The 23,299-nt window shown below is 60.1% G+C and carries 20 protein-coding genes; 13 read left to right on the top strand and 7 right to left on the bottom strand.

Going from position 1 to position 23,299, the window contains the following annotated elements; all coding sequences use genetic code 11:
- Window positions 1–48: 48 nt before the first annotated feature.
- Window positions 49–1,938: a methyl-accepting chemotaxis protein gene (locus tag AOA62_RS18525; protein WP_017139793.1), complete on the top strand. Its 1,890-nt coding sequence runs from the start codon at window positions 49–51 to the stop codon at window positions 1,936–1,938.
- Window positions 1,939–1,973: 35 nt separating this feature from the next.
- Here the strand turns inward: AOA62_RS18525 and AOA62_RS32050 are convergent, their stop codons facing one another.
- Window positions 1,974–2,144 (bottom strand): hypothetical protein, encoded by a 171-nt coding sequence (locus AOA62_RS32050; RefSeq protein ID WP_176991499.1) that lies wholly within the window; start codon window positions 2,142–2,144, stop codon window positions 1,974–1,976.
- Window positions 2,145–2,228: 84 nt separating this feature from the next.
- On the bottom strand, window positions 2,229–3,077 hold the full coding sequence (gene purU / locus AOA62_RS18520; RefSeq protein ID WP_099549387.1) for a formyltetrahydrofolate deformylase: 849 nt from the start codon (window positions 3,075–3,077) through the stop codon (window positions 2,229–2,231).
- A gap of 346 nt (window positions 3,078–3,423) precedes the next feature.
- Between purU and mvaT the strand changes: the two genes are divergently transcribed.
- Entirely contained in the window at window positions 3,424–3,798 is a 375-nt protein-coding gene (gene mvaT / locus AOA62_RS18510; protein WP_005790963.1) for a histone-like nucleoid-structuring protein MvaT, read from the top strand.
- A gap of 90 nt (window positions 3,799–3,888) precedes the next feature.
- Here the strand turns inward: mvaT and sbcB are convergent, their stop codons facing one another.
- Complete coding sequence (sbcB, locus tag AOA62_RS18505; RefSeq protein ID WP_099549385.1) at window positions 3,889–5,316, bottom strand: exodeoxyribonuclease I; 1,428 nt, start codon at window positions 5,314–5,316, stop codon at window positions 3,889–3,891.
- 165 nt (window positions 5,317–5,481) lie between these two features.
- Between sbcB and AOA62_RS18500 the strand changes: the two genes are divergently transcribed.
- From AOA62_RS18500 to AOA62_RS18475, 6 genes are read left to right on the top strand one after another with little or no spacing between them, the layout of a single operon-like run.
- Window positions 5,482–6,174: an RDD family protein gene (locus AOA62_RS18500; RefSeq protein ID WP_017139789.1), complete on the top strand. Its 693-nt coding sequence runs from the start codon at window positions 5,482–5,484 to the stop codon at window positions 6,172–6,174.
- Complete coding sequence (locus AOA62_RS18495; RefSeq protein WP_099549384.1) at window positions 6,171–7,151, top strand: stage II sporulation protein M; 981 nt, start codon at window positions 6,171–6,173, stop codon at window positions 7,149–7,151. The genes AOA62_RS18500 and AOA62_RS18495 overlap by 4 nt, the downstream gene beginning before the upstream one ends.
- A complete protein-coding gene (locus tag AOA62_RS18490) occupies window positions 7,138–8,664 on the top strand; it encodes a DUF4129 domain-containing protein (RefSeq protein ID WP_099549383.1) in 1,527 nt (508 codons plus the stop codon). Before AOA62_RS18495 ends, AOA62_RS18490 begins: the two co-directional genes overlap by 14 nt.
- Window positions 8,661–9,818 carry a DUF4350 domain-containing protein gene (locus AOA62_RS18485; protein WP_099549382.1) on the top strand — a complete coding sequence of 386 codons (1,158 nt, stop codon included), beginning with the start codon at window positions 8,661–8,663 and terminating at the stop codon, window positions 9,816–9,818. Before AOA62_RS18490 ends, AOA62_RS18485 begins: the two co-directional genes overlap by 4 nt.
- Window positions 9,815–10,810 (top strand): MoxR family ATPase, encoded by a 996-nt coding sequence (locus tag AOA62_RS18480; protein WP_099549381.1) that lies wholly within the window; start codon window positions 9,815–9,817, stop codon window positions 10,808–10,810. Before AOA62_RS18485 ends, AOA62_RS18480 begins: the two co-directional genes overlap by 4 nt.
- 7 nt (window positions 10,811–10,817) lie before the next feature.
- On the top strand, window positions 10,818–12,149 hold the full coding sequence (locus AOA62_RS18475; protein WP_099549380.1) for a DUF58 domain-containing protein: 1,332 nt from the start codon (window positions 10,818–10,820) through the stop codon (window positions 12,147–12,149).
- Between the two features lie 62 nt (window positions 12,150–12,211).
- Here the strand turns inward: AOA62_RS18475 and AOA62_RS18470 are convergent, their stop codons facing one another.
- Window positions 12,212–12,571 (bottom strand): PilZ domain-containing protein, encoded by a 360-nt coding sequence (locus AOA62_RS18470; protein WP_026013902.1) that lies wholly within the window; start codon window positions 12,569–12,571, stop codon window positions 12,212–12,214.
- Between the two features lie 226 nt (window positions 12,572–12,797).
- Window positions 12,798–13,172, bottom strand: coding sequence for a tol-pal system YbgF family protein (locus AOA62_RS18465; RefSeq protein ID WP_017139782.1), 375 nt, complete (start codon window positions 13,170–13,172; stop codon window positions 12,798–12,800).
- A gap of 175 nt (window positions 13,173–13,347) precedes the next feature.
- On the opposite strand from AOA62_RS18465, the gene pyk reads away from it, so the two are divergent.
- A complete protein-coding gene (gene pyk / locus AOA62_RS18460) occupies window positions 13,348–14,799 on the top strand; it encodes a pyruvate kinase (protein ID WP_017139781.1) in 1,452 nt (483 codons plus the stop codon).
- A 161-nt stretch (window positions 14,800–14,960) separates the two neighbouring features.
- Here the strand turns inward: pyk and AOA62_RS18455 are convergent, their stop codons facing one another.
- Window positions 14,961–15,710 (bottom strand): enoyl-CoA hydratase-related protein, encoded by a 750-nt coding sequence (locus AOA62_RS18455; protein ID WP_099549379.1) that lies wholly within the window; start codon window positions 15,708–15,710, stop codon window positions 14,961–14,963.
- Window positions 15,711–15,740: 30 nt separating this feature from the next.
- Window positions 15,741–16,673 carry an iron-sulfur-binding ferredoxin reductase gene (locus AOA62_RS18450; protein WP_099549378.1) on the bottom strand — a complete coding sequence of 311 codons (933 nt, stop codon included), beginning with the start codon at window positions 16,671–16,673 and terminating at the stop codon, window positions 15,741–15,743.
- Window positions 16,674–16,890: 217 nt separating this feature from the next.
- Between AOA62_RS18450 and AOA62_RS18445 the strand changes: the two genes are divergently transcribed.
- The 4 genes from AOA62_RS18445 to AOA62_RS18430 all read left to right on the top strand — a co-directional run bounded on the left by AOA62_RS18445 (window position 16,891) and on the right by AOA62_RS18430 (window position 23,272).
- Window positions 16,891–18,414: a fumarate hydratase gene (locus tag AOA62_RS18445; RefSeq protein ID WP_010208051.1), complete on the top strand. Its 1,524-nt coding sequence runs from the start codon at window positions 16,891–16,893 to the stop codon at window positions 18,412–18,414.
- Between the two features lie 175 nt (window positions 18,415–18,589).
- On the top strand, window positions 18,590–20,356 hold the full coding sequence (locus AOA62_RS18440; RefSeq protein WP_017139779.1) for an ATP-binding protein: 1,767 nt from the start codon (window positions 18,590–18,592) through the stop codon (window positions 20,354–20,356).
- On the top strand, window positions 20,350–21,675 hold the full coding sequence (locus AOA62_RS18435) for a sigma-54 dependent transcriptional regulator (RefSeq protein WP_099549377.1): 1,326 nt from the start codon (window positions 20,350–20,352) through the stop codon (window positions 21,673–21,675). Before AOA62_RS18440 ends, AOA62_RS18435 begins: the two co-directional genes overlap by 7 nt.
- A gap of 277 nt (window positions 21,676–21,952) precedes the next feature.
- Window positions 21,953–23,272 carry an MFS transporter gene (locus tag AOA62_RS18430; RefSeq protein ID WP_017139777.1) on the top strand — a complete coding sequence of 440 codons (1,320 nt, stop codon included), beginning with the start codon at window positions 21,953–21,955 and terminating at the stop codon, window positions 23,270–23,272.
- Window positions 23,273–23,299: the final 27 nt, after the last annotated feature.

The raw sequence follows: 23,299 nt of genomic DNA, 5'->3' as shown, positions 1-23,299 counted from the left end.
TACAAGGACGCGCTTCGGATATTAAGACCTTAGCGGACCCTACAAGCCATGAATAAAAACCTGCGCTTCAGCCACAAAATCCTGCTTGCAGCCTCCCTTATCGTCATCGCCGCTTTTGCACTGTTTACCCTCTACAACGACTACCTGCAACGCAACGCGATTCGCGACGACCTCAATAATTACCTGCATGAAATGGGCGATGTCACCGCCAGCAACATTCAAACCTGGCTCACCGGGCGTATTGCCCTGGTCGAAAACGCTGCACAGAACATCGCGATCAACCCTGAACCCGCCGTAGTTGCTGGCCTGCTCGAGCAGAAAACCCTGACATCCTCGTTCATGGCCACCTACGTGGGCGACAGCAAAGGCGCCTTCACCATCCGCCCCGACACCAAGATGCCGGACGGTTTCGACCCACGGGTGCGCCCTTGGTACAAAGGCGCCCAAAGCAGTAACGGCTCAACCCTGACCGAACCTTACATCGACGCAGCGACCGGCCAGTTGATCATTTCCGTCGCTACCCCCAGCGCCAAGGCGGGGCAAAGCATCGGCGTGGTCGGCGGCGACCTGAGCCTGCAAACGCTGGTGGATAACATCGGCGCGCTGAACTTCGGCGGCATGGGCTACGCGTTCCTGGTCAGCGCTGACGGCAAAGTGCTGGTGCACCCGGACAAGAACCTGGTGATGAAGACGCTGGCCGACATGTACCCGAAAAACACCCCGAAGATCAGTGGTGATTTCAGCGAAGTCGAAGCCAATGGCAAAGACAACATCGTGACCTTCACCCCCATCAAAGGCCTGCCGTCGGTGAACTGGTACCTGGGTATTTCGGTGGATAAAGATAAATCCTTCGCCATGCTCAGCAAATTTCGCACCTCGGCCGTTATCGCCACGATCATTGCGGTTGTGATCATCATCGCGCTGCTCGGCATGCTGATCCGAGTACTGCTGCAACCCCTGCACGTGATGACCCGCGCCATGCAGGACATCGCCGATGGCGAAGGTGACCTGACCCGCCGCCTGAACATCCAGAATCACGACGAGTTCGGCACGCTGGGTAATGCTTTCAATCGCTTCGTGGAGCGCATTCACACCTCGATTCGCGAAGTGTCCTCGGCCACCGAGCAGGTCAATGAAGTGGCCCTGCGAGTGGTCAGCGCTTCCAACTCGTCGATGGTCAACTCTGACGAGCAGGCCAACCGCACCAACAGCGTGGCCGCCGCCATCAACGAACTGGGCGCTGCTGCGCAAGAAATTGCACGTAACGCCGCGCAGGCTTCCCATCAGGCCAGCGATGCCCGGCACTTGGCCGAGGACGGCCAGCAAGTGGTCGAGCGTAATATCAAGGCAATGAACCAACTGTCCGAGATGATCAGCGCCTCCAGCAGCAATATCGAAGCGCTCAACAGCAAGACCGTGAACATCGGGCAGATTCTGGAAGTGATCACCAGCATCTCCCAGCAAACCAACCTGCTGGCGCTGAACGCCGCCATCGAAGCGGCACGTGCAGGTGAAGCTGGTCGCGGGTTTGCGGTGGTGGCCGATGAGGTGCGCAACCTGGCACATCGCACTCAGGAATCGGCGCAACAAGTGCAAAAGATGATTGAAGAGTTGCAGGTCGGCGCCCGGGATTCGGTCAGCACCATGAGTGAAAGCCAACGCCATAGCCTGGAGAGCGTCGAGATCGCCAACCTGGCCGGCGAGCGTCTCAACAGCGTGACCCAACGCATTGGCGAGATCGACGGGATGAACCAGTCCGTGGCCACCGCCACCGAGGAACAGACTTCGGTGGTGGAGTCGATCAACATGGACATCACCGAGATCAACACCCTCAACCAGGAAGGTGTGGAAAACCTGCAATCAACCCTGCGCGCCTGTACCGACCTGGAACAACAGGCCGCACGCTTGAAACAGCTGGTGGGCAGCTTCCGGATCTGATCCCTGCGCCCGCCGAGCGTTAAGGCGGCGGACCGCTAGGCTTGCTCGGGATCGTTTTTAGTGTGCTCCTGCCGCCACAGCTCGGCGGCACCGGGAAACTCGGTGCCATCCTCCGCGTCCAGGTCATCCGGGTCAAAACGGCTCAAACACCCTTCGCCCAGCGTCGCTGGGGCCTTGGAGGTGGCTTTATCGAGTGGATCGCTCATCGCTTAATCCTTCATGGCGGACAAAAAAAGGGCCTGGGACGATTTAACGCCCAGGCCCTTTTTTCTTCAACTTAAACGCGGCTGTCAGAACACCACAGTCTTGTTGCCGTGTACCAGCACGCGATCTTCCAAGTGGTAACGCAGGCCACGGGCCAGCACCATCTTCTCGACGTCACGGCCGAAACGCACCATGTCTTCAATGCTGTCGCGGTGGCTGACGCGCACTACGTCCTGCTCGATGATCGGGCCGGCGTCGAGTTCCTCGGTGACATAGTGGCACGTTGCGCCAATCAACTTCACACCGCGCAGGGAGGCCTGGTGATACGGCTTGGCACCCACAAACGATGGCAGGAAGCTGTGGTGAATGTTGATCACTCGACCGGCATATTCGCTGCACAGTTCCGGCGGCAGGATTTGCATGTAACGCGCCAGCACGACTACATCGGCTTCGTGCTGCTTGACCAGGCGGGAGACTTCGGCGAATGCCGGTTCCTTGTCCTGTGGGTTGACCGGCACGTGGTAGTACGGGATGCCATGCCATTCGACCATGCTGCGCAGGTCATCATGGTTGGAAATCACACAGGCGATCTCACAGTCCAGCTCATCGCTGTGCCAACGGTGCAGCAAGTCGGCCAGGCAGTGGGATTCACGGCTGGCCATCAGCACGACACGTTTTTTCTGCTCGGTGTCGGTGATATGCCAGGTCATCGAAAACTCTTCAGCGATCGGCGCAAACGCCTCGCGAAACGCTTCGAGGCCGAAGGGCAGCGTGTCGGCACGTATCTCATGACGCATGAAAAACCAACCACTGAGATCGTCCGAGTGATGGCTCGCCTCGGTGATCCAGCCGTTGTGGGAGGCCAGAAAGTTACTGACTTTGGCAACGATACCAACCCGGTCCGGGCAAGCAATCACCAGCCGAAAAGTGCGCATTAGGGGGAAACTCCAGAACTTCGCAAAGGCCGCCATTCTAGCGATTACGCAGAAAAACTGCAGTACTCCTTGCACCTTATTCTGTCGCCCGGTCCTGGCGACACCCCTTAATAGCGTAAGGTTTTACCGCCGCTATATGAACGCCCTTCCGAGGCTCAGACAGTTATGCAAAATAAACAGAATTATTTTTACACCTACCACCTATTAATTAACTCGATTGCATAGCATTGCCACAAACATTCAACGTAATTCACATAAATGCCTTCTTAAATGTTTACTTGGGGAAATTGCCTGACTATTATTAGGCCACTCACTGTCAATCAGCGCTCTACATAAGGTAGTCCACATGTCCCTGATCAACGAATACCGCGCCACCGAAGAAGCTATCAAAGAACTGCAAGCCCGTTTGAAGAACCTGTCACAAGACGACAAGCTGCAAACCGAGCTGGAATTCGAAGGCAAACTGCGCACCCTGATGGGTGAGTACTCCAAATCCCTGCGTGACATCATCGCGCTGCTGGATCCGGAATCCAAAGTTAAAGCACCACGTGGCGCTGTGAAAACTACCGGCACCAAGCGTGCTCGCAAGGTCAAGCAGTACAAAAACCCGCACAACGGCGAAGTGATTGAAACCAAAGGTGGCAACCACAAGACTCTGAAAGAGTGGAAAGCCAAGTGGGGCGGCGACGTGGTAGAAGGTTGGGCTACCCTGCTGGGCTAAGCCTGATCGGGCTTCTGCCTGATATGCAACACAATAAAAACGCCAGCTTGCTGGCGTTTTTTATTGTCCGAATATTTTGCAAGTGCCTGACTACAAGCCCAGGCGAGCGGCTAAAGAGTCGGCATACTCTTGCCATTCATCGAGCACCTGGCGCTGAAACGCTGTAGCACTAACAGCCAACTCCTCACGTGCCTGCTTAAATGCCAACAGGGTATTGGGTGCGCCCCACTCCGGGCTCGACAAACGTTGCTGACAGAAAAGTTTCCAGCGTTGTTGCTCATCGTTGTCCAAGGTGTCAGGAAAGTTACGCGCACGGTAACGGAATAATAATTCCGGCAATCGATGATCATCGAAAGGCCACTGCTGACGTGCCAACTGTGACGGTTCAGCCACACGGACTTGTTCGCATAACCGTCGGTCGCGGTCACCGATAAAACCGTCATAGAGCTGCTGCTCCGGGTCTGTGCTCGGTGCAAAGTCTTCCTCGGCATAAATGGCTGCCAACTTGTCGCGCCAAACTTCCTGTGCGTCAGTTAGTCGCAGCGCCCGCGCCTGGCACACGTCCATATCGAAGTTCAGGCGTTCGCGATCCTGTGCGCGCAGCACATTCAATGGCGCGACCACCGGGCAGCGGTTGATATGCAACAACTTGAGCGGCACTGGCAACTCACCTTGCGCCAACTCATCACGGCGCGTGTAAAGCCGCTGGCGTAAGGTTTCGGCGTCCAGGTCGAGCAAACCCTGCGGGTCGAGACCAAGGTCACAGACAATCAACGCATTGCGATTGCGCGGGTGCCAGGCCAGGGGCAGTACCACACCCAGGTAATGACGCTCGGCGGAGAAACGCCCGGAAATATGCACCATGGGCTGCAACAGGCGGATCTGATCCATCACCCGCTGCTTGCTGCGCAGTTGAAACAGCCAGTCATACAACTTTGGCTGCTTGTCGCGGATCAGCCGCGCCAGGGCTATGGTGGCTCGCACGTCCGACAGGGCATCGTGAGCATGGCCATGGTCGATGCCATTGGCTTGGGTCAAACGCTCCAGCTTGAGGGTGACACGCCCGTCCTGCTGCGGCCACTCAATGCCTTCGGGGCGCAGTGCGTAAGCCGTACGAACCACATCGATCAAGTCCCAACGACTATTGCCCCCCTGCCACTCACGGGCATACGGATCAAAAAAGTTGCGGTACAGGCTGTAGCGCGTCATTTCATCGTCAAAGCGCAACGTGTTGTAACCGGCACCACAGGTTCCAGGCGCAGCCAGCTCGGCGTGCACGCGGGTCATGAAGTCGGCTTCGGCCAGGCCTTTTTCCGCCAGAATGCCAGGGGTGATACCGGTTATGGCGCAGGCAGCCGGGTGCGGCAGGATATCGTCGCTTGGCTGGCAATAAAGGTTGACCGGCGGGCCGACCTCGTTGAGCTCGAGGTCGGTACGAATACCGGCAACCTGCAACGGGCGATCGCTGCGGGGGTTGATGCCGGTAGTTTCATAGTCGTACCAGAAAATGGTAGTCACGGGCTGTTCCTGTGCTGAAGATCGACAAAGTCTAGGCGCTGCAAGGCACTCGGGGCCAGCGATAGATTACTGTACAAACATCCAGCAAAACCTTGAAAGGTTGCTTCCACCGTCGACACTGCTAGCATCCGTGTCTTCAAGCCGCCCGCACTGCCAAGGATCGCGATGCCATCAGTTCCATTGGATACCCACTACCCGATCGAGACCCCCGAGGGCATAGACTTGCCCTTGCGCCCGGCCGGCCTGATGCCACGCGCACTGGCTTTTGCTTTCGACCTGGGACTGCGCGGCCTGATCATGGGTATCCTGCTCGTGCCGCTGGCGTTGCTTGGCAATATCGGTATTGGCTTGGGCTCGCTGCTGCTGTTCCTGATCAGTTGGTGGTACATGGTGCTGTTCGAAGTCCTTAACCAGGGCTGCTCTCCGGGCAAGCAGGTCATGGGCTTGCGCGTCATTCAGGACGACGGCACCCCCATTGGCTGGCCAGCTTCACTCATCCGCAACCTGCTGCGCTTTGTCGACATGCTGCCTTTGGGCTACTTCCTCGGCGCCATCAGTTGCCTGCAACACCCTCACTTCAAACGGCTCGGCGACCTCGCTGCGGGCACCCTGGTGGTCTACCGCGAACAGCCACTGGCGCGCCCCAAGGTGCCTCAAGCCGCCGCCCTGCGCCTGCCCTTCACGCTGGAGCTGAGCGAACAACGCGCCATACTGGGTTTCGCTGAACGCCAAAGTGAGTTGTCCGCCGATCGGGTGCACGAACTGGCGTCCATCCTGGCAACGCCGTTACACGTATCGCCGGCTCGCGCGGTAGAACAACTCAATGGCGTGGCGCGCGGCTTAGTGGGGCCAGCATGAAGCAGAGCCTGTTCGAGAGCCGCCATCAGCCGCAGTGGCAAGCCTTCACCGCACAACTCATACAGTTGGAGCAAGGCAAGGCCAAGGCCAGCGATATGTCTGACTTCCCCCACCATTATCGACGCCTGTGCCAGCACCTCGCCCTGGCCCAGGAGCGTGGCTACAGCAGCTATCTGATAGATCCCCTGCAACAACTGGCGCTGCGGGGCCACCAGCAGTTGTATCGCCACCGCAGCCAATTGGGCGCGAATGTACTGGGTTTCATCCTGGCGGGCTTCCCGCGCCTGGTGCGCGAACAATGGCGTTTCGTGTTAATCGCCGGCGTGCTGTTCTTCGGCAGCCTGGTGGGCGTTGCGTTGCTGGTCTACCTGTTTCCAGACCTTATCTACAGCATCGTGAGCCCCGCGCAGGTCGCCGAAATGCACAGCATGTATGACCCGGATGCTGGCCACCTGGGGCGTGCCGCCGACCGCGCTTCCAGTGAAGACTGGATGATGTTCGGCTACTACGTGATGCACAACATCGGGATTGCCTTCCAGACCTTTGCCGCCGGTTTGCTATTTGGTTTGGGCAGCGTGTTCTTTCTGATTTTCAACGGCCTGATCATCGGCGCCATCTCCGGCCACCTCACCGAGATCGGCTATGGCCAGACCTTCTGGTCGTTTGTCATCGGCCACGGTGCTTTCGAACTCACGGCCATCGCCCTGGCCGGGGCTGCCGGCTTGCAATTGGGCTGGGCGGTGATTGCTCCGGGGCACCTGACACGCGGCGAATCCCTGGGGCTGGCGGCACGCACAAGCGTGCGGATGCTCTGCGGCGTCATGCTATTGCTGCTGATCGCGGCGTTTATTGAAGCCTATTGGTCTTCCTCCACCACGATCGCGCCCTGGATCAAATACTCAACGGGCGCCGGGCTGTGGCTGCTGGTTGCCGCCTACCTCACGCTTGCTGGACGTACTCACCATGCGCCTGAGTGAGGCCAGCGTGGTAATTCGGCCCCGCACCTCCTGGGAAGCCATGGACCTGGGCGTACTGATGGCCCAGGAACATCGACTGCTGTTAATGAGCAGTTGGGCAATGGTGACGTTGCCGATATTCATTTTGCTGACCGTGCTGCTGTGGCGATACCCGTCCATGGCCATGTTTGTGTTCTGGTGGTTAAAACCGGCCTTTGACCGCTTGCCACTGTACATCCTCTCCAAGGCCTTGTTTGGCGAGACACCCAGCCTCAAGCAGGCTGTGCGCCAGTGGCCGCGCCTGCTCAAAGGCCAACTGCTGGCCAGCCTGACCTGGAGGCGACTGAGCCTGAGCCGCAGCTTTGTGATGCCGGTGAGCCAGCTTGAAGGCCTGGATGGCAATGCCCGTCAAATACGCCTGGGGGTGCTGCTGCAACGCAACGCCGGCGCCGCACGCTGGCTGACCACCATTGGCGTGCATATGGAAATCGGCCTGTGGTTCGGTTGCATGGCACTGTTTTACCTGTTCATCCCGCAGCAACTGGAACTCGATTGGGACTGGCAACGGCTGGCACTGGCAAGCGGCTCGGAAGGGTTGTGGCTGGAGCATTTGAGTAACGCCTTCTACGCACTGATTCTGGTGTTCTGGGAGCCCATTTATGTCGCTTGCGGCTTCAGCCTGTACCTCAACCGCCGCACCGTGCTGGAAGCCTGGGACCTTGAACTGGTGTTCCGCCGGTTACGCCAACGCCTGAGCAGCGTCGCAACGTTGCTGCTGGTGGCTGGGCTGATGCTCGTGCCATTCAGCCGCCCCGTCATGGCGGACGAGCCCGGACCGGCCAAACAAGTCACCACCCAGGCCGCCAGCCAATCGATCAAGGCGCTGCTGGACAGCCCCCCGTTCAAGCACCCGGAAACCGTCACTCGCTACCGTTTTGGCGACGAAAAAAACGCCGCGCAACACAAGGTAAAGGGTGACGGTAAACTTCCGGCCTGGCTTCAGGCGCTACTGGACAGATTCAACAGCAATACCTTCAAAAACGCCGCCCTCGGCCTGGAGGTACTGCTCTGGGGCCTGCTGGCGACTGGCCTCGCGCTAGTTGTCTGGCGCTATCGGGAGTGGCTGCACACCTTCGTCAGTCGACGCGGGCCAGCCAAAGCCAAAACCGCCAAAGCGGCCCCTGCACAATTGTTCGGCCTGGCGTTGGGCAGCGAGACCTTGCCTGACGACATTGCCAACACCGCCGAACAGCTGTGGTCCACCCACCCCAGGGAAGCTCTCGGCCTGCTGTATCGCGGCCTGCTCAACCGACTGCTGCACGACTTCAACCTGCCCCTGAAAAGCGCCGATACCGAAGGCCAGGTCCTGGAGCGCATCCACCAACTGCAACAGCCACAACTGCTGGCCTTCAGTGATGCACTGACACACCACTGGCAAAACCTCGCCTATGGCCACCGCCTGCCGCCGGCTTTGGTACAACAGCAACTGTGCCGCGATTGGCGCGCCCTGTTCAGTACGGGAGCCGCCCAATGAACCGCCCCATGCTGTGGGTCGGCCTGCTGCTGGCCTGTGTGCTTGGAGCAGGTGGGCTTTATGTTTGGCACAAGGCGATCCCCTACGACGAAATAGTCGATCGCGGCCCATCGCCACAAGCCATCGCCAACCCCTACCTGGCGGCTGAATACTTCCTGCGCCAGCAGGGCCTGGCCGTGGAACACGCCAACAGCCTTGAGCACCTGGCCGACCAGCCAGCCAAGGGGCATAGCCTGGTATTGCTGGGCGAGCGCAGCAACATGACCCCGCGCCAGGCTGAGCAACTGCTGGACTGGGCAAAATCCGGTGGCCATTTGCTGCTGGTTGCCGAAGCGCTTTGGGATGAGGAAACCGGTAAAAGCGGCGACCTGCTGCTGGATCAGCTGGGCTTCCACCAGACACTCAGCGAGGGCCTTGACGAGCCTGCTTCCCCACGCAAAAAGAAAGTACCGGACCTGACCAAGCTCTACGTCGACAATGAGACCGCCCCGGCCTATTTCAGCTTCGATACCGACTTCAACCTCACCGACCCCAGACACCTGGCGCAGTTCTCCGCCAACAGCGGCAAGTCCAGCCATTTGATGCAACGCAACTTCGGTCAAGGCACCGTAACGGTTGTAACCGACAGCGACTTGTGGAAAACCCCAGGCATCGGCAAACACGATAACGCCTGGCTGTTGTGGTATCTCAACCGGGGGACGGATGTAACACTGCTGTTCAACAGCGACGTAGACGATCTGCTCACCCTGCTAATGCGCAACTTCCCCCAGGCGTTAGTGGCGCTCTGCGCACTGATTGCCCTGGCACTCTGGCACGCCGGCATGCGCCAGGGGCCGACCCAGGCGCCCGCGCCAAAGGCACGTCGCCAGTTACAGGAACATTTGAAGGCCAGTGCCGACTTCCTGCTGCGCCGCAGTGGCCAAGGCACGCTGCTGCACGCCTTGCAGCGTGATATCCAGCGGGCTGCACGACGACGCCACCCAGGCTTTGAACACCTCGACAGCGACGAACAATGGCAGGTCCTCGAACGCCTGACGCGCCAACCCTCCCACGTCATCCGCCAGGCCCTCGACCCACTCCCGGCAAAACGGCTCACCAGCGCCGATTTCAGCCGTCAGGTGGCGAGCCTGCAAACCCTCAGGAATGCCCTATGAGCGAATTTCCATCAGCCACCGCCCCGACTGCCGAAAGCCTTCAAAAGGCCAGCCAGCAGGCACAGGCTCTGCGTGTTGAACTGCGTAAGGCGGTGATTGGCCAGGACCAGGTGATCGACGATGTGCTGACCGCATTGATCGCAGGTGGCCACATACTGCTCGAAGGTGTACCGGGCCTAGGCAAAACCCTGTTGGTTCGCGCGTTGGCACGCTGTTTTGGTGGCGACTTTGCACGTATTCAGTTCACCCCGGACCTGATGCCCAGCGATGTCACCGGCCACGCGGTGTACGACCTGCACAGTGAGCAGTTCAAGCTGCGCAAGGGGCCGCTGTTCACCCACCTGTTGCTGGCCGATGAAATCAATCGCGCCCCCGCCAAGACCCAGGCCGCCCTGCTTGAGGCCATGCAGGAACGCCAAGTCACCCTCGAGGGCGAAGCGCTGCCCATTGGCCAACCGTTCATGGTGCTCGCGACCCAGAACCCCATCGAACAGGAAGGCACGTACCCCCTGCCCGAGGCCGAGCTGGACCGGTTCATGCTCAAAGTACGCATGGACTACCCCGATGCGCAGCAGGAGCTGGAGATGGTCCGCGAAGTCACCCGCTCCTCCAGGGCCGACATGCTGGATGTGCAGCCACTGCGCACGGTGCTGCAGGCAGAGGACGTGTTGCAGTTGCAGCAAATTGCCAGCGAACTGCCGCTGGATGAGCAAGTACTCGACTACGCCGTGCGCCTGGCCCGCGCCACTCGCAGTTGGCCGGGGCTGACCATCGGTGCAGGCCCGCGTGCCTCCATCGCCCTGGTTCGCGGCGCCCGCGCCCGGGCCTTGCTACGCGGCGGCGAGTTTGTTACCCCGGACGATATCAAGGGCTGCGCCTTGGCGGTGCTGCGCCATCGCGTGCGTATTGCCCCCGAATTGGACATTGACGGGCTGGAAGTGGATCAGGTGCTCAAGCAACTGCTGGACCAGATTTCGGCACCTCGGCAATGACCCGACCATGAAGCCAACTCGTCTGCTGCTGATCTGGCTCGGCGTCCTCTCGGGTTTGAACATCCTCTTGGGCGCGGCTACGGCGCTCCAGCTCAAAGTGCCCGACACGCTGCATTCAGAGGCGTGGGGCCTGCTGCTGGCGCTGTTTCTATTGGCACTGCTGGACGCCCTGCGCCTGCGGCGCCTTCCCTGCCCACGGGTGCAACGGCAGATGCCCGGCAGCCTGGCCCTGGGCCGCTGGGGTGAGGTACGCCTGACCCTTGAACATGACTACCCGCAGCCGCTGACCGTGCAAGTATTTGACCACGCACCTGACGGCCTGAGCGTGGAGAATATGCCGCAGTCCGTCGAGCTTCTCCCGGGCCAGCGAAGCGAACTGGGCTATCGAGTGCGGCCCTTGCGGCGCGGCCACTTCAGTTTCTGTCGCAGTGAGATTCACCTGCCCAGCCCTTTCGGGTTGTGGTCTGCGAGGCGTTTTGTTGCAGCCCGGGATACAACGCGGGTCTACCCTGACTTTGCCCGTTTGTACGGCGCACAACTGCTGGGCGTGGACAGTTGGTTGAGCCAATTAGGGGTTCGCCAGCACCCACGACGCGGGTTGGGGCTGGAGTTTCATCAGTTGCGCGAGTTTCGCGAAGGCGACAGCCTGCGACAGATCGACTGGAAGGCCACCGCGCGCCAGCGCACGCCCATCGCCCGGGAATATCAGGACGAACGCGACCAGCAGATAGTGCTCATGCTCGATTGCGGCCGGCGCATGCGCAGCCAGGACGCGGAGCTCGCTCACTTCGACCACGCCCTCAATGCCTGCCTGTTACTCAGTTACGTCGCCTTGCGCCAAGGCGATGCGGTGGGTCTGTGCACCTTTGCCTGTGACCAGCCACGCTACCTGGCACCCGTCAAAGGCAGCGGCCAACTGAACGTATTACTCAATGCCGTTTACGACCTCGACACCACCCGACGCACTGCCGATTATGCAGCCGCCGCCAGCCAATTACTGGCCCGACAGAAACGTCGGGCATTAGTGATCGTGGTGACCAATCTTCGCGATGAAGATGATGAGGAGTTACTCGCAGCCGTTAAGCGCATCAGCCGGCAACATCGGGTGCTGGTCGCCAGCCTGCGCGAAGACATACTCGACCAACTGCGCCAGGCCCCGGTACAAACCTTGCCTGAAGCGCTGGCCTACAGCGGGACTGTCGACTATCTCAACAAGAGAAACGATCTGCATGAGCGCTTGAGTGCCCACGGTTTGTCGGTGCTGGATACGCCACCTTCGGGGCTGGGGGCTGCACTGGTGACGCGCTATCTGGGCTGGAAAAAGGCCGGTGTTTTATGACTCAAGCACACGACCACAAGCTCGGCTAACCACGTCCGAGCCGGGTCGACAGCGCGCAACGCCTAGGCGGAAGCCTGCAGAGGATCAAAGGTGAAGTAATGATACAAGGCACTTATCAAGTGCCCGTATGCCTCAGGCGCTTCGACCACGCGAAACCCTGAGTCATAGTGCTGCGGGTTAACATCTTCGTGGCTCCACAAGCACATCGCTGTGAGGTCAATTGCCTGGAAATCACCGTCTGCCAGAGGGATTTTCAAACGCAGTTCAAACGCCACGTCAACCATCATGGGTAATTGGCTGATCAACATCAGCCCATCTTCGGACACGTTCCCCAAGTAGCCAATAGGCTTATCCGTCAGCCGGTTGAACACTTTCAAGAAACCAGACAGCTGATGCCGCTCAATCCTTCGGTCGGTAAACATGATGAAATCGCCATCCATTGGCCAGATCAGTGGCCGCGCCAGTTATTCGGAACGAACACTGAATGTTCGCTCTCCCTGGAAATTGGTGCGAATCCAGCGTGCGCTTGATCGCCTTACAACTGCCAATCCCAAGCAATCCATCCGATTGAACATAAACTTGTACAAACAGACATTCAAAGAATAGCTTAAGACTGGCGACGGGCCAGCTATGGAATGACAAATATCATCAAAGTGATGCGGGCCGTGGCTGCGCGACACTCGCGCCGGAGTAATGGCCCAGTTGCTGCAGGGTGTCGAGCCGAGCACGGGCACGATAGGCGTACTCGCTGGACGGGTACTGATTGATGATGAACTGGTAGGTTTGCACCGCATCGACGAACAGCTTCTGGCGCTCCAGGCATTGCCCGCGCAGCATCGAAACTTCCGGTTGCACATACCGACGGGTACGGCTCTCGCGGTCTACCTGGGACAACTCCAGGGTGACACGCTCGCAGTCACCCACCCCATAGGCGCGGTAAGCGTTGTTCAAATGATGGTCCATCGACCAGCGGGTACAGCCGACAACACTGACGGCCAGGGCAGCAATGAGCAAAATTCGCATGGGGGTTCTCCTGTCTTGAGCAGTGTATCGACCCCGCGTCGAAAATCTTCAAGGATGTTCATCTATTCAATTGGAGCGAAAACAAGCGAATCTTCGATAAGTAGTGCAAACGAACAATGACTACAACCAAAGAGCATAGTAGCCTTCCCCAGCGCTTGAACTCAGGAGTCTGTGCATGTCCGTCCGTCGTACCAAAATCGTCGCCACCCTTGGCCCGGCCAGTAACTCGCCGGAAGTCCTCGAACAGCTGATTCTGGCTGGTTTGGACGTTGCCCGTCTGAACTTCTCCCACGGCACCCCGGACGAGCACAAGGCTCGCGCCAAGCTGGTGCGTGACCTGGCCGCCAAGCACGGCCGCTTTGTGGCACTGCTGGGTGACCTGCAAGGCCCGAAAATTCGTATCGCCAAATTCGCCAACAAGCGCATTGAGCTGAAGATCGGTGACAAGTTCACCTTCTCCACCAGCCATTCGCTGACCGAAGGCAACCAGGAAGTCGTCGGTATCGACTACCCGGATCTGGTCAAGGACTGTGGCGTCGGCGACGAACTGCTGCTGGACGACGGCCGCGTGGTGATGCGCGTCGACACGGCCACCTCGACGGAGCTGAACTGCACCGTGATCATCGGTGGCCCGTTGTCCGATCACAAAGGCATCAACCGTCGCGGCGGTGGCCTGACGGCGCCGGCCCTGACTGAGAAAGACAAGGCCGACATCAAGCTCGCCGCCGAAATGGAAGTGGACTACCTCGCCGTGTCCTTCCCACGCGACGCTGCCGACATGGAATATGCCCGTAAGCTGCGCGACGAAGCCGGCGGTACTGCCTGGCTGGTGGCGAAGATCGAACGTGCCGAAGCCGTGGCCGATGACGAAACCCTCGATGCCCTGATCAATGCATCCGACGCTGTGATGGTTGCCCGTGGCGACCTGGGCGTGGAAATCGGTGACGCCGAGCTGATCGGTATCCAGAAGAAGATCATCCTGCACGCACGCCGTCACAACAAGGCCGTGATCGTAGCGACCCAGATGATGGAGTCGATGATCCAGAACCCGATGCCAACCCGTGCCGAAGTGTCCGACGTGGCCAACGCCGTGCTCGACTACACCGACGCCGTGATGCTCTCGGCTGAAAGTGCTGCCGGCCCTTACCCGCTGGAAGCCGTACAGGCCATGGCGCGTATCTGCGTCGGTGCCGAAAAGCACCCGACCAGCAAGACCTCCAGCCACCGCATCGGCAAAGTGTTCGAAAGCTGCGACCAGAGCATCGCCCTGGCGGCCATGTACACCGCCAACCACTTCCCGGGCGTCAAGGCGATCATTGCCCTGACCGAAAGTGGCTACACCCCGCTGATCATGTCGCGTATCCGTTCGTCGGTACCGATCTACGCGTTCACCCCACACCGCGAAGCCCAGGCCCGTGCGGCATTGTTCCGTGGCGTGTACACCATTCCGTTCGATCCAGCTTCGTTGGCCCCTAACGAAGTGAGCCAGAAGGCAATCGACGAACTGGTCAAGCGTGGCGTCGTAGAGAAAGGTGACTGGGTCATCCTGACCAAGGGCGACAGCTACCACACCACCGGTGGCACCAATGGCATGAAGATCCTGCACGTGGGCGACCCGCAGTTCTGAGTGACACGCTGAAAAACAAAAGCCCCGCCATGTGAATGGCGGGGTTTTTTGTATTTAAAGGCCTGGAGATCTGTTGAATTAAAGGGCCTCATCGCAGGCAAGCCAGCTCCCACAGTTGACCGCATTCCAATGTGGGAGCTGGCTTGCCTGCGATGGCGTCATCAACGCCGGGCAATAAACCCCGACAACGCCGCAATCGCCTCCGGTGACTTCAAACGCTGCACAAACAACGCCCCCTCGACCTCAATCACCTGCCGCAACTGTTCACGGTCGACACTTTTCATCAACTGTTTGCTGACCTGCACCGCTCCCGGCGCCAGGGTTTCAAAGCGCTGCGCAACTTCCCGCGCCTTGACCAGCGCCGCTTCACCGCTACCCATCGCCTCAGTAGCAATGCCCCACGCCGCCGCCTGCTCGCCAGTAAAGCCTTCGCCCAACAGCAACAGTTCAGCCGCTTTCGCATGCCCCAGCAGCCGAGGCAGGATCAGGCTGGAGCCAAACTCCGGGCACAGCCCCAGGTTGACGAAAGGCATGCGCAAGCGCGCATCGCGACTGATATAGACGAGATCGCAATGCAGCAACAGGGTCGTACCGATGCCGACCGCCGCACCCGCCACCGCCGCGATCACCGGCTTGCGGCAGTTGAGCAGGCTTTTCATGAAGTGAAACGGCGGGCTGTCCAGATCACTGGGCGGCTGTTCGAGGAAGTCGGCGATGTCGTTGCCGGCGGTAAAACACTCATTGCTGCCCTGGATCAGCACCGCACGGATACCTGAGTCCGCATCAGCCTGCTCCAACGCCTCGGCCAGTTGGGTGTACATGGCGCGGGTCAGGGCGTTTTTCTTGTCGGGGCGATTGAGCTGCAGGGTCAGCAGCCCGCCTTCGCGTTGCAGCAGGATGGCGTCGGTCATGGCGAATCTCGCGGCTGGAAAAGTCAGCGCTCAACCACGCGGCAGGAACATATCAGCCAGCAGTTGATTGCGCGGCAACCCCGCCAGGAACAGGCGTTTGGAAAACGCTTCGACATTGGCGGGGTGCCCGCAGAGTAAGGCCAGAGTTTGCCGCGAAACAAGCCGCAGTTGCGCCAATGCCTGGGCCGACTCAGCCGCCGTCCACAGCTCCACAGTCAGGTTCGCGTACAGCGCGGCCAATTGCGCCAAGGGTTCGGCCAGATAATGCCCATCGGCATCATGGGCCAGGTGAATCAGGCGGATGGCGCCTTGGTGATCCTGGCGCAGTGCCTCGCGCAGCACGCCCCATAACGGCCCAAGCCCCGTGCCGGATGCCAGCAGCCACAGCGGCCGCGATTGCCAGTCAGGATCGTATTGCAGTGCCCCGCCACGTAATTCGCCGAGGCGCAGGCTGTCGCCCACCTGTAATTGCCGAGCAATATCGCTGAATTCGCCGGGCAGGCGGCAATCGAGGTGAAACTCCAAAAACGGGTCTTCCTGCGGCAAGCTGGCCAACGAATACGGGCGCGCTACCTGACCTGCCCACAGCACCAGATGTTGCCCGGCCCGATAACGCAAGCCACGTTCGGGTTGCAGGCGCAGGCGCAGTACCTCGGGGCTCAACCAGTCGACGCCCACCACTTGCGCGGGCAAACCATCGTGCAGTGGGTCAAATGCTTCAACCTGTAAATCTGCGACAACTTCACACTGGCAAGCCAAACGCCAACCGTCCTGGCGCTGCGCCGGGCTCAGGGCATCGGGTTGCTTATCATCGACCTCACCCCGGCAACGCACCAGGCACGCATGGCAACTGCCCGCCCGGCAACTGTAGGGCACAGCCACACCCGCCAGATTCAAGGCATCCAGCAGGTTGCTGCCGGTGGCTACCGACCAGTGGCGTTCGCCGACGTGCAGTTCAGGCATATAAAGGCTCAATCAGAAGGGACCGGCACAGGGAATCATGCCTGCGACAGTTTGACCATAGTCGGGTGTATCGGCCACCGCGTCGGGTTATACTGCCGCGCCTTTTTAGCGTCGCGCCTTGCACCACTGTGGCGTGCCTTGGAAAGGTGGTTTCAGCCGACCGATGCAACACTGAAGCCACCTTTATTGAATGTTCCCTTATAGAGGAGCGCGACTCATGACCGTGATCAAGCAAGACGACCTGATTCAGAGCGTTGCCGACGCCCTGCAATTCATTTCCTACTACCACCCCGTTGACTTCATCCAGGCCATGCACGAAGCCTACCTGCGTGAAGAATCGCCGGCAGCCCGTGACTCCATCGCCCAGATCCTGATCAACTCGCGCATGTGCGCCACCGGCCATCGCCCAATCTGCCAGGACACCGGTATTGTTACCGTGTTCGTGCGCGTGGGCATGGACGTGCGTTGGGACGGCGCCACCATGGGCCTGGACGACATGATCAACGAAGGCGTGCGTCGCGCCTACAACCTGCCGGAAAACGTCCTGCGTGCTTCCATCCTGGCCGACCCGGCCGGTGCGCGTAAAAACACCAAGGACAACACTCCGGCCGTAATCCACTACTCCATCGTCCCGGGTAACACCGTGGAAGTGGACGTGGCAGCCAAGGGCGGCGGTTCCGAGAACAAGTCGAAAATGGCCATGCTCAACCCGTCCGACTCGATCGTCGACTGGGTGCTCAAGACCGTTCCGACCATGGGCGCCGGCTGGTGCCCACCGGGCATGCTCGGCATCGGCATCGGCGGCACCGCCGAGAAAGCTGCGGTAATGGCCAAGGAAGTGTTGATGGAGTCCATCGACATTCACGAGCTGAAAAAGCGCGGCCCGCAGAACCGTATCGAAGAGATGCGCCTGGAGCTGTTCGAGAAGGTCAACCAACTGGGCATCGGCGCCCAGGGCCTGGGTGGCCTGACCACCGTGCTCGACGTGAAAATCATGGACTACCCGACCCACGCAGCCTCGCTGCCGGTGTGCATGATCCCCAACTGCGCCGCCACCCGTCATGCACACTTTGTGCTCGATGGTTCAGGCCCGGCGTCGCTGGAGGCACCACCGCTGGACGCCTACCCGGAAATCGTCTGGGAAGCCGGCCCGTCGGCCCGCCGCGTCAACCTCGACACCCTGACCCCGGAAGAAGTACAAAGCTGGAAGCCGGGCGAAACCGTGTTGCTCAACGGCAAGATGCTCACCGGCCGCGACGCAGCTCACAAGCGTATGGTCGAGATGCTCAACAAGGGCGAAACCCTGCCGGTGGACCTCAAGGGTCGCTTCATCTACTACGTCGGCCCGGTTGATCCGGTGCGCGAAGAAGTGGTTGGCCCGGCTGGCCCGACCACGGCCACGCGGATGGACAAGTTCACCCGTCAGATCCTCGAGCAAACCGGCCTGTTGGGTATGATCGGCAAATCCGAGCGCGGCCCGACTGCGATCGAAGCGATCAAGGACCACAAGGCCGTATACCTGATGGCCGTGGGCGGCGCTGCTTACCTGGTGGCGCAAGCCATCAAGAAGTCGCGCGTTGTCGCATTTGCCGAACTGGGCATGGAAGCGATCTACGAGTTCGACGTCAAAGACATGCCGGTCACCGTTGCGGTGGACAGCAAGGGCGAATCCGTACACATCACCGGTCCTGCCATCTGGCAGAAGAAGATCAGTGAAAGCCTGGCGGTCGAAGTGCAGTAAGCACTTCCCCGCAAGGAAAAAGGCGACTGCGGCCCCACGGCCCAGTCGCCTTTTTTATGGCGAACTCGGTCATGTGGGAGCTGGCTTGCCTGCTCCCACAGAAATTCCACGTGCCACAAGTTTGCGGCGGCTCATGCTATGGTGCTTGCCCCTTACCGCGCCTGTTCATCACCGTATGATCGTGATCCCTCGCCCCCTGCGACTGACTTTCTACTCGCTGTTGATCATCGCCGGCGCCGTGCTGGCCGCCGCCTTGGCCACCCGCCATGCCGAACGCCAGGCCTTGGTGGATGACGCCGCTCGCGCCAATCAACAACTGGCGCTCTATGCCAACTCACTGCATACCCTGATTGAACGTTACCGTGCCCTGCCCGCCGTACTGGCGCTGGATTCGGAAATGATCAGCGCCCTTAAAGCCCCGCTGGACACCGCCACCCAGGACTTGCTCAACCGCAAGCTGGAACGCATCAACGGTGCCGCGCAGTCTTCCACTCTGGAATTGATGGACCGTAACGGTCTGGCCGTGGCCGCCAGCAACTGGAACCTGCCCAGCAGTTATGTCGGGCACAACTACGCGTTTCGCCCGTATTTCAGCCAGACCTTGAGCCAGGGAACCGGGCGTTTTTATGCGGTGGGGGTGACCACCGGCATTCCGGGTTATTTCCTCTCCAGCGCCGTGGTCGATGAGCACGAACAGTTCCTCGGCGCCATGGTGGTGAAGCTGGAGTTCCCCGAACTTGAGCGCGAATGGGCCCAAGGTAATGACCTGCTGCTGGTCAGCGATGCGCGTGGCATCGTGTTTATCGCCAATCAGCCGGGCTGGCGTTTCCGCAACTTGCGTCCGTTGTCGGCGAGCGACCTTGCCGAACTCAAGGCAACTCGCCAATACGACAAGAAACAGCTGCAGCCGCTGGACACCCAAACATTGCAGCGTTTTGACGAAAACAGCCATCTGATGCGTGTCAACGGCCCCGACGGCAACGCCAATTACATCTGGGAATCCCTGCCGCTGAAAGCCGAAGGCTGGACCTTGCACTTGCTGCGCAAACCGCAATTCGCCTTTGAAGACCAACGCAACGCTGGCCTTGCCGCCGCCGGTTCATGGCTGGCGCTGGTGTTCCTGCTGCTGTTCCTGAACCAACGCTGGCGCCTGGCCCGTTTGCGCCAACGCAGCCGCGAGGAGCTTGAACAGCTTGTCGAAGAACGCACCCAGGCGTTGCGCACTGCGCAGGATGGCCTGGTGCAGTCGGCCAAGCTGGCGGCCTTGGGGCAAATGTCCGCTGCCCTCGCCCATGAGATCAATCAGCCGCTGACCACCCAGCGCATGCAATTGGCGACCTTGCGCCTGCTGCTCGATCACGGCCGCGTGGACGATGCCTATAAGGCGCTCACCCCGCTGGACGACATGCTCACGCGCATGGCGGCGCTCACCAGCCACCTTAAGACCTTCGCCCGCAAGAGCCCCAGCGGCCTGCGCGAACGGCTGGATTTGGCCACGGTGGTCGACCAATCCTTGCACCTGCTCGACGCCCGCCTGCGCGATGAAAGCATTGGTGTGGTGCTGGACCTGAGCCGCCCCGCCTGGGTGCGCGGTGACGCGATCCGCCTGGAGCAAGTGCTGATCAACCTGCTACGCAATGCGCTGGACGCCATGGCCGACAAACCGCGCAAACGCCTGGAAATCCGCCTGCACGCCGACCAACAGCTGTGGCAACTGAGCGTCAGCGACAGCGGCGGCGGGATTGCCGAAGCCCATTTGAACAGCGTGTTCGATCCATTTTTCACCACCAAACCCGTGGGCGACGGCCTTGGCTTGGGGTTGGCCGTGTCCTATGCCATCGTGCATGAACTGGGTGGGCGCCTGCTCGCCGGTAACCGTGGCGACGGCGCGGTATTTACCCTGACCTTGCCCATCGCGCTGGAGACACCCGACCTATGTTGAACGCAGTGATTGTGGTGGATGACGAGGCGAGTATTCGCACCGCCGTCGAGCAGTGGTTGAGCCTGTCGGGATTCGAAGTGCAGTTGTTCAGTCGCGCCGAAGAATGCCTGGCACAGCTGCCCAAAGACTTTCCTGGCGTCATTTTGAGCGACGTGCGCATGCCCGGCCTCAGCGGCCTGGAGCTGCTGGCCGAAGTGCAGCGGCGTGACGCCGACTTACCGGTGATCTTGCTCACCGGCCATGGCGATGTACCGATGGCCGTGGAAGCCATGCGCGACGGTGCCTACGACTTTCTGGAAAAACCCTTCAGCCCGGACGCACTGCTCAACAGCCTGCGCCGCGCCTTGGATAAACGCGGGTTGATCCTGGAGAACCGTCGCCTGCATCAACAGGCCGACCATCGGGCGCAGCTGGAATCGAGCCTGCTCGGCGTGTCTCGCGGTTTGCAGACCCTGCGCCGGCAAGTGCTGGACCTGGCCAGCTTGCCGGTCAATGTGCTGATCCGTGGCGAAACCGGCAGCGGCAAGGAACTGGTCGCCCGTTGCCTGCATGATTTTGGCCCTCGGGCAAAAAAGCCGTTTGTCGCGCTCAACTGCGCGGCCATCCCCGAGCAGCTGTTTGAAGCCGAGCTGTTCGGCCACGAAAGCGGCGCGTTCACCGGCGCCCAGGGCAAGCGCATCGGCAAGCTGGAATATGCCCACGGCGGCACGCTGTTCCTGGATGAAATCGAAAGCATGCCGCTGGCCCAGCAGGTCAAATTGTTGCGGGTGCTGCAAGAGCAAAAACTGGAGCGGCTGGGCTCCAACCAAAGTATCCATGTGGACTTGCGCATCATTGCCGCCACCAAGCCCGACTTGCTCGAAGAGGCCCGCGCCGGGCGGTTTCGCGAAGACCTGGCGTACCGTTTAAACGTCGCACAACTGCGCCTGCCGCCGTTGCGTGAGCGCCGCGAAGATATCCCGCTGTTGTTCGACCACTTCGCCCAAAGCGCCGCCGAGCGCCTGGGCCGCAACGTCGAGCCGTTGAGCGGCGCGCAACTGGGGCGCCTGCTCAGCCACGACTGGCCGGGCAATGTGCGCGAGCTGGCCAACGTCGCCGAGCGCCAAGTGCTGGGCCTGGGTGAACCTGAGCCGGAAGGCGTCGAGGCCGGGCAATCCCTGGCGGCGCAACAGGAAGCGTTCGAAGCGCATTGCCTCAAGGCTGCGTTGACGCGGCACAAAGGCGATATCAAGGCGGTGTTGGCCGAGCTGCAACTGCCGCGCCGTACCTTGAATGAAAAGATGCAGCGGCATGGGTTGGTGCGGGAGATGTTTCTTTAGCTATTTTCGATGGCGTTTTCGAAGACGCTATCGCAGGCAAGCCAGCTCCCACAGTTGGAATGCGCGTTCCTGTGGGAGCTGGCTTGCCTGCGATGAGGCCAGCAGCCATAAGCGGATTTCCGCTCACCACCCAATAATCATCAGCGACTTTCCGCTCAAAAAAATCTTGTAACCCTTCTATTCCGGGCCTTCATCTGTTTGGCACAGCTCCTGCTATAGCCCAAACCAGGCTGCGTTCGTGCGGCTCCATAAAAACAACTAGATGAAGGATCCTTCAATGGATAACTCCAACGCCCTGCCTCTGGGGTCGGCGGCCGCGCCGGCTAAAGAGCGCACCACTACCAGCCGTATCAAATCGATCTTCAGTGGCTCCGTCGGCAATATGGTCGAATGGTACGACTGGTACGTCTACGCCGCTTTCTCGCTGTACTTCGCCAAGACCTTCTTCCCCGCCGGTGACTCCACCGCTCAGTTGATGAACACCGCTGCCATCTTTGCCGTGGGCTTTATCATGCGCCCGATCGGTGGCTGGCTGATGGGCCTGTATGCCGACTACAAAGGGCGCAAGGCTGCGCTGATGTTCTCGGTATTGCTGATGTGCTTCGGCTCGCTGCTGATCGCGCTGACGCCGGGCTACGACACCATCGGTATCGGCGCGCCGATCCTGCTGGTGTTTGCACGTTTGCTGCAGGGCCTGTCGGTCGGTGGCGAGTACGGCACCTCGGCCACTTACCTGAGTGAGATGGCGACCAAGGAGCGTCGCGGTTTCTTCTCCAGCTTCCAGTACGTGACCCTGATCTCCGGCCAGCTCATCGCCCTTGCCGTATTGATCGTGTTGCAACAAACCCTGACCACCGAGCAGCTGTATGCCTGGGGCTGGCGCATCCCGTTCGCCATCGGCGCGCTGTGCGCAGTCGTCGCGTTGTTCCTGCGTCGTGGCATGGAAGAAACCGAGTCGTTCACCAAAAAGGAAAAAGCCAAGGAAAGCGCAATGCGCACCTTGATGCGTCACCCCAAGGAAGTGATGACCGTGGTCGGCCTGACCATGGGCGGCACCCTGGCCTTCTACACCTACACCACCTACATGCAGAAATACCTGGTGAACACGGTGGGCATGAGCATCTCCGACTCCACCACCATTTCGGCCGCCACACTGTTCCTGTTCATGTGCCTGCAACCGCTGGTTGGCGGGCTGTCGGACAAGGTTGGCCGCCGGCCGATCCTGATCGCCTTCGGCATCCTCGGCACGCTGTTCACCGTGCCGATCCTCACCACCCTGCACACTATCCAAAGCTGGTGGGGTGCGTTCTTCCTGATCATGGCGGCGCTGATCATCGTCAGCGGCTATACCTCGATCAACGCGGTGGTGAAAGCTGAACTGTTCCCAACCGAGATCCGTGCGCTGGGCGTGGGCCTGCCGTATGCGCTGACCGTTTCGATCTTCGGCGGTACGGCTGAAGTGATTGCGCTGTGGTTCAAGAACATCGGCATGGAGACGGGTTACTACTGGTATGTGACCGCGTGTATCGCGGTGTCGCTGGTGGTTTACGTGACCATGAAAGACACCCGTAAACACTCGCGTATCACCACCGACTAAGGGTTTAGCGCGGTAAAAAATGTGGGA

It is taken from the genome of Pseudomonas sp. 2995-3, from assembly GCF_002742565.1.
Taxonomy (GTDB): Bacteria; Pseudomonadota; Gammaproteobacteria; order Pseudomonadales; family Pseudomonadaceae; genus Aquipseudomonas; species Aquipseudomonas edaphica.
Note: the sequence above shows the minus strand (reverse complement) of the source record. Positions and strands in the feature narration are given on the sequence as shown.

Coding starts and splice junctions, on each gene's coding strand:
- AOA62_RS18525 (WP_017139793.1), top strand. CDS start 49: ATGAATAAAAACCTGCGCTTCAGCCACAAAATCCTGCTTGCAGCCTCC.
- AOA62_RS32050 (WP_176991499.1), bottom strand. CDS start 2,144: ATGAGCGATCCACTCGATAAAGCCACCTCCAAGGCCCCAGCGACGCTG.
- purU (WP_099549387.1), bottom strand. CDS start 3,077: ATGCGCACTTTTCGGCTGGTGATTGCTTGCCCGGACCGGGTTGGTATC.
- mvaT (WP_005790963.1), top strand. CDS start 3,424: ATGTCCCTGATCAACGAATACCGCGCCACCGAAGAAGCTATCAAAGAA.
- AOA62_RS18500 (WP_017139789.1), top strand. CDS start 5,482: ATGCCATCAGTTCCATTGGATACCCACTACCCGATCGAGACCCCCGAG.
- AOA62_RS18495 (WP_099549384.1), top strand. CDS start 6,171: ATGAAGCAGAGCCTGTTCGAGAGCCGCCATCAGCCGCAGTGGCAAGCC.
- AOA62_RS18490 (WP_099549383.1), top strand. CDS start 7,138: ATGCGCCTGAGTGAGGCCAGCGTGGTAATTCGGCCCCGCACCTCCTGG.
- AOA62_RS18485 (WP_099549382.1), top strand. CDS start 8,661: ATGAACCGCCCCATGCTGTGGGTCGGCCTGCTGCTGGCCTGTGTGCTT.
- AOA62_RS18480 (WP_099549381.1), top strand. CDS start 9,815: ATGAGCGAATTTCCATCAGCCACCGCCCCGACTGCCGAAAGCCTTCAA.
- AOA62_RS18475 (WP_099549380.1), top strand. CDS start 10,818: ATGAAGCCAACTCGTCTGCTGCTGATCTGGCTCGGCGTCCTCTCGGGT.
- AOA62_RS18470 (WP_026013902.1), bottom strand. CDS start 12,571: ATGTTTACCGACCGAAGGATTGAGCGGCATCAGCTGTCTGGTTTCTTG.
- AOA62_RS18465 (WP_017139782.1), bottom strand. CDS start 13,172: ATGCGAATTTTGCTCATTGCTGCCCTGGCCGTCAGTGTTGTCGGCTGT.
- pyk (WP_017139781.1), top strand. CDS start 13,348: ATGTCCGTCCGTCGTACCAAAATCGTCGCCACCCTTGGCCCGGCCAGT.
- AOA62_RS18455 (WP_099549379.1), bottom strand. CDS start 15,710: ATGACCGACGCCATCCTGCTGCAACGCGAAGGCGGGCTGCTGACCCTG.
- AOA62_RS18450 (WP_099549378.1), bottom strand. CDS start 16,673: ATGCCTGAACTGCACGTCGGCGAACGCCACTGGTCGGTAGCCACCGGC.
- AOA62_RS18445 (WP_010208051.1), top strand. CDS start 16,891: ATGACCGTGATCAAGCAAGACGACCTGATTCAGAGCGTTGCCGACGCC.
- AOA62_RS18440 (WP_017139779.1), top strand. CDS start 18,590: ATGATCGTGATCCCTCGCCCCCTGCGACTGACTTTCTACTCGCTGTTG.
- AOA62_RS18435 (WP_099549377.1), top strand. CDS start 20,350: ATGTTGAACGCAGTGATTGTGGTGGATGACGAGGCGAGTATTCGCACC.
- AOA62_RS18430 (WP_017139777.1), top strand. CDS start 21,953: ATGGATAACTCCAACGCCCTGCCTCTGGGGTCGGCGGCCGCGCCGGCT.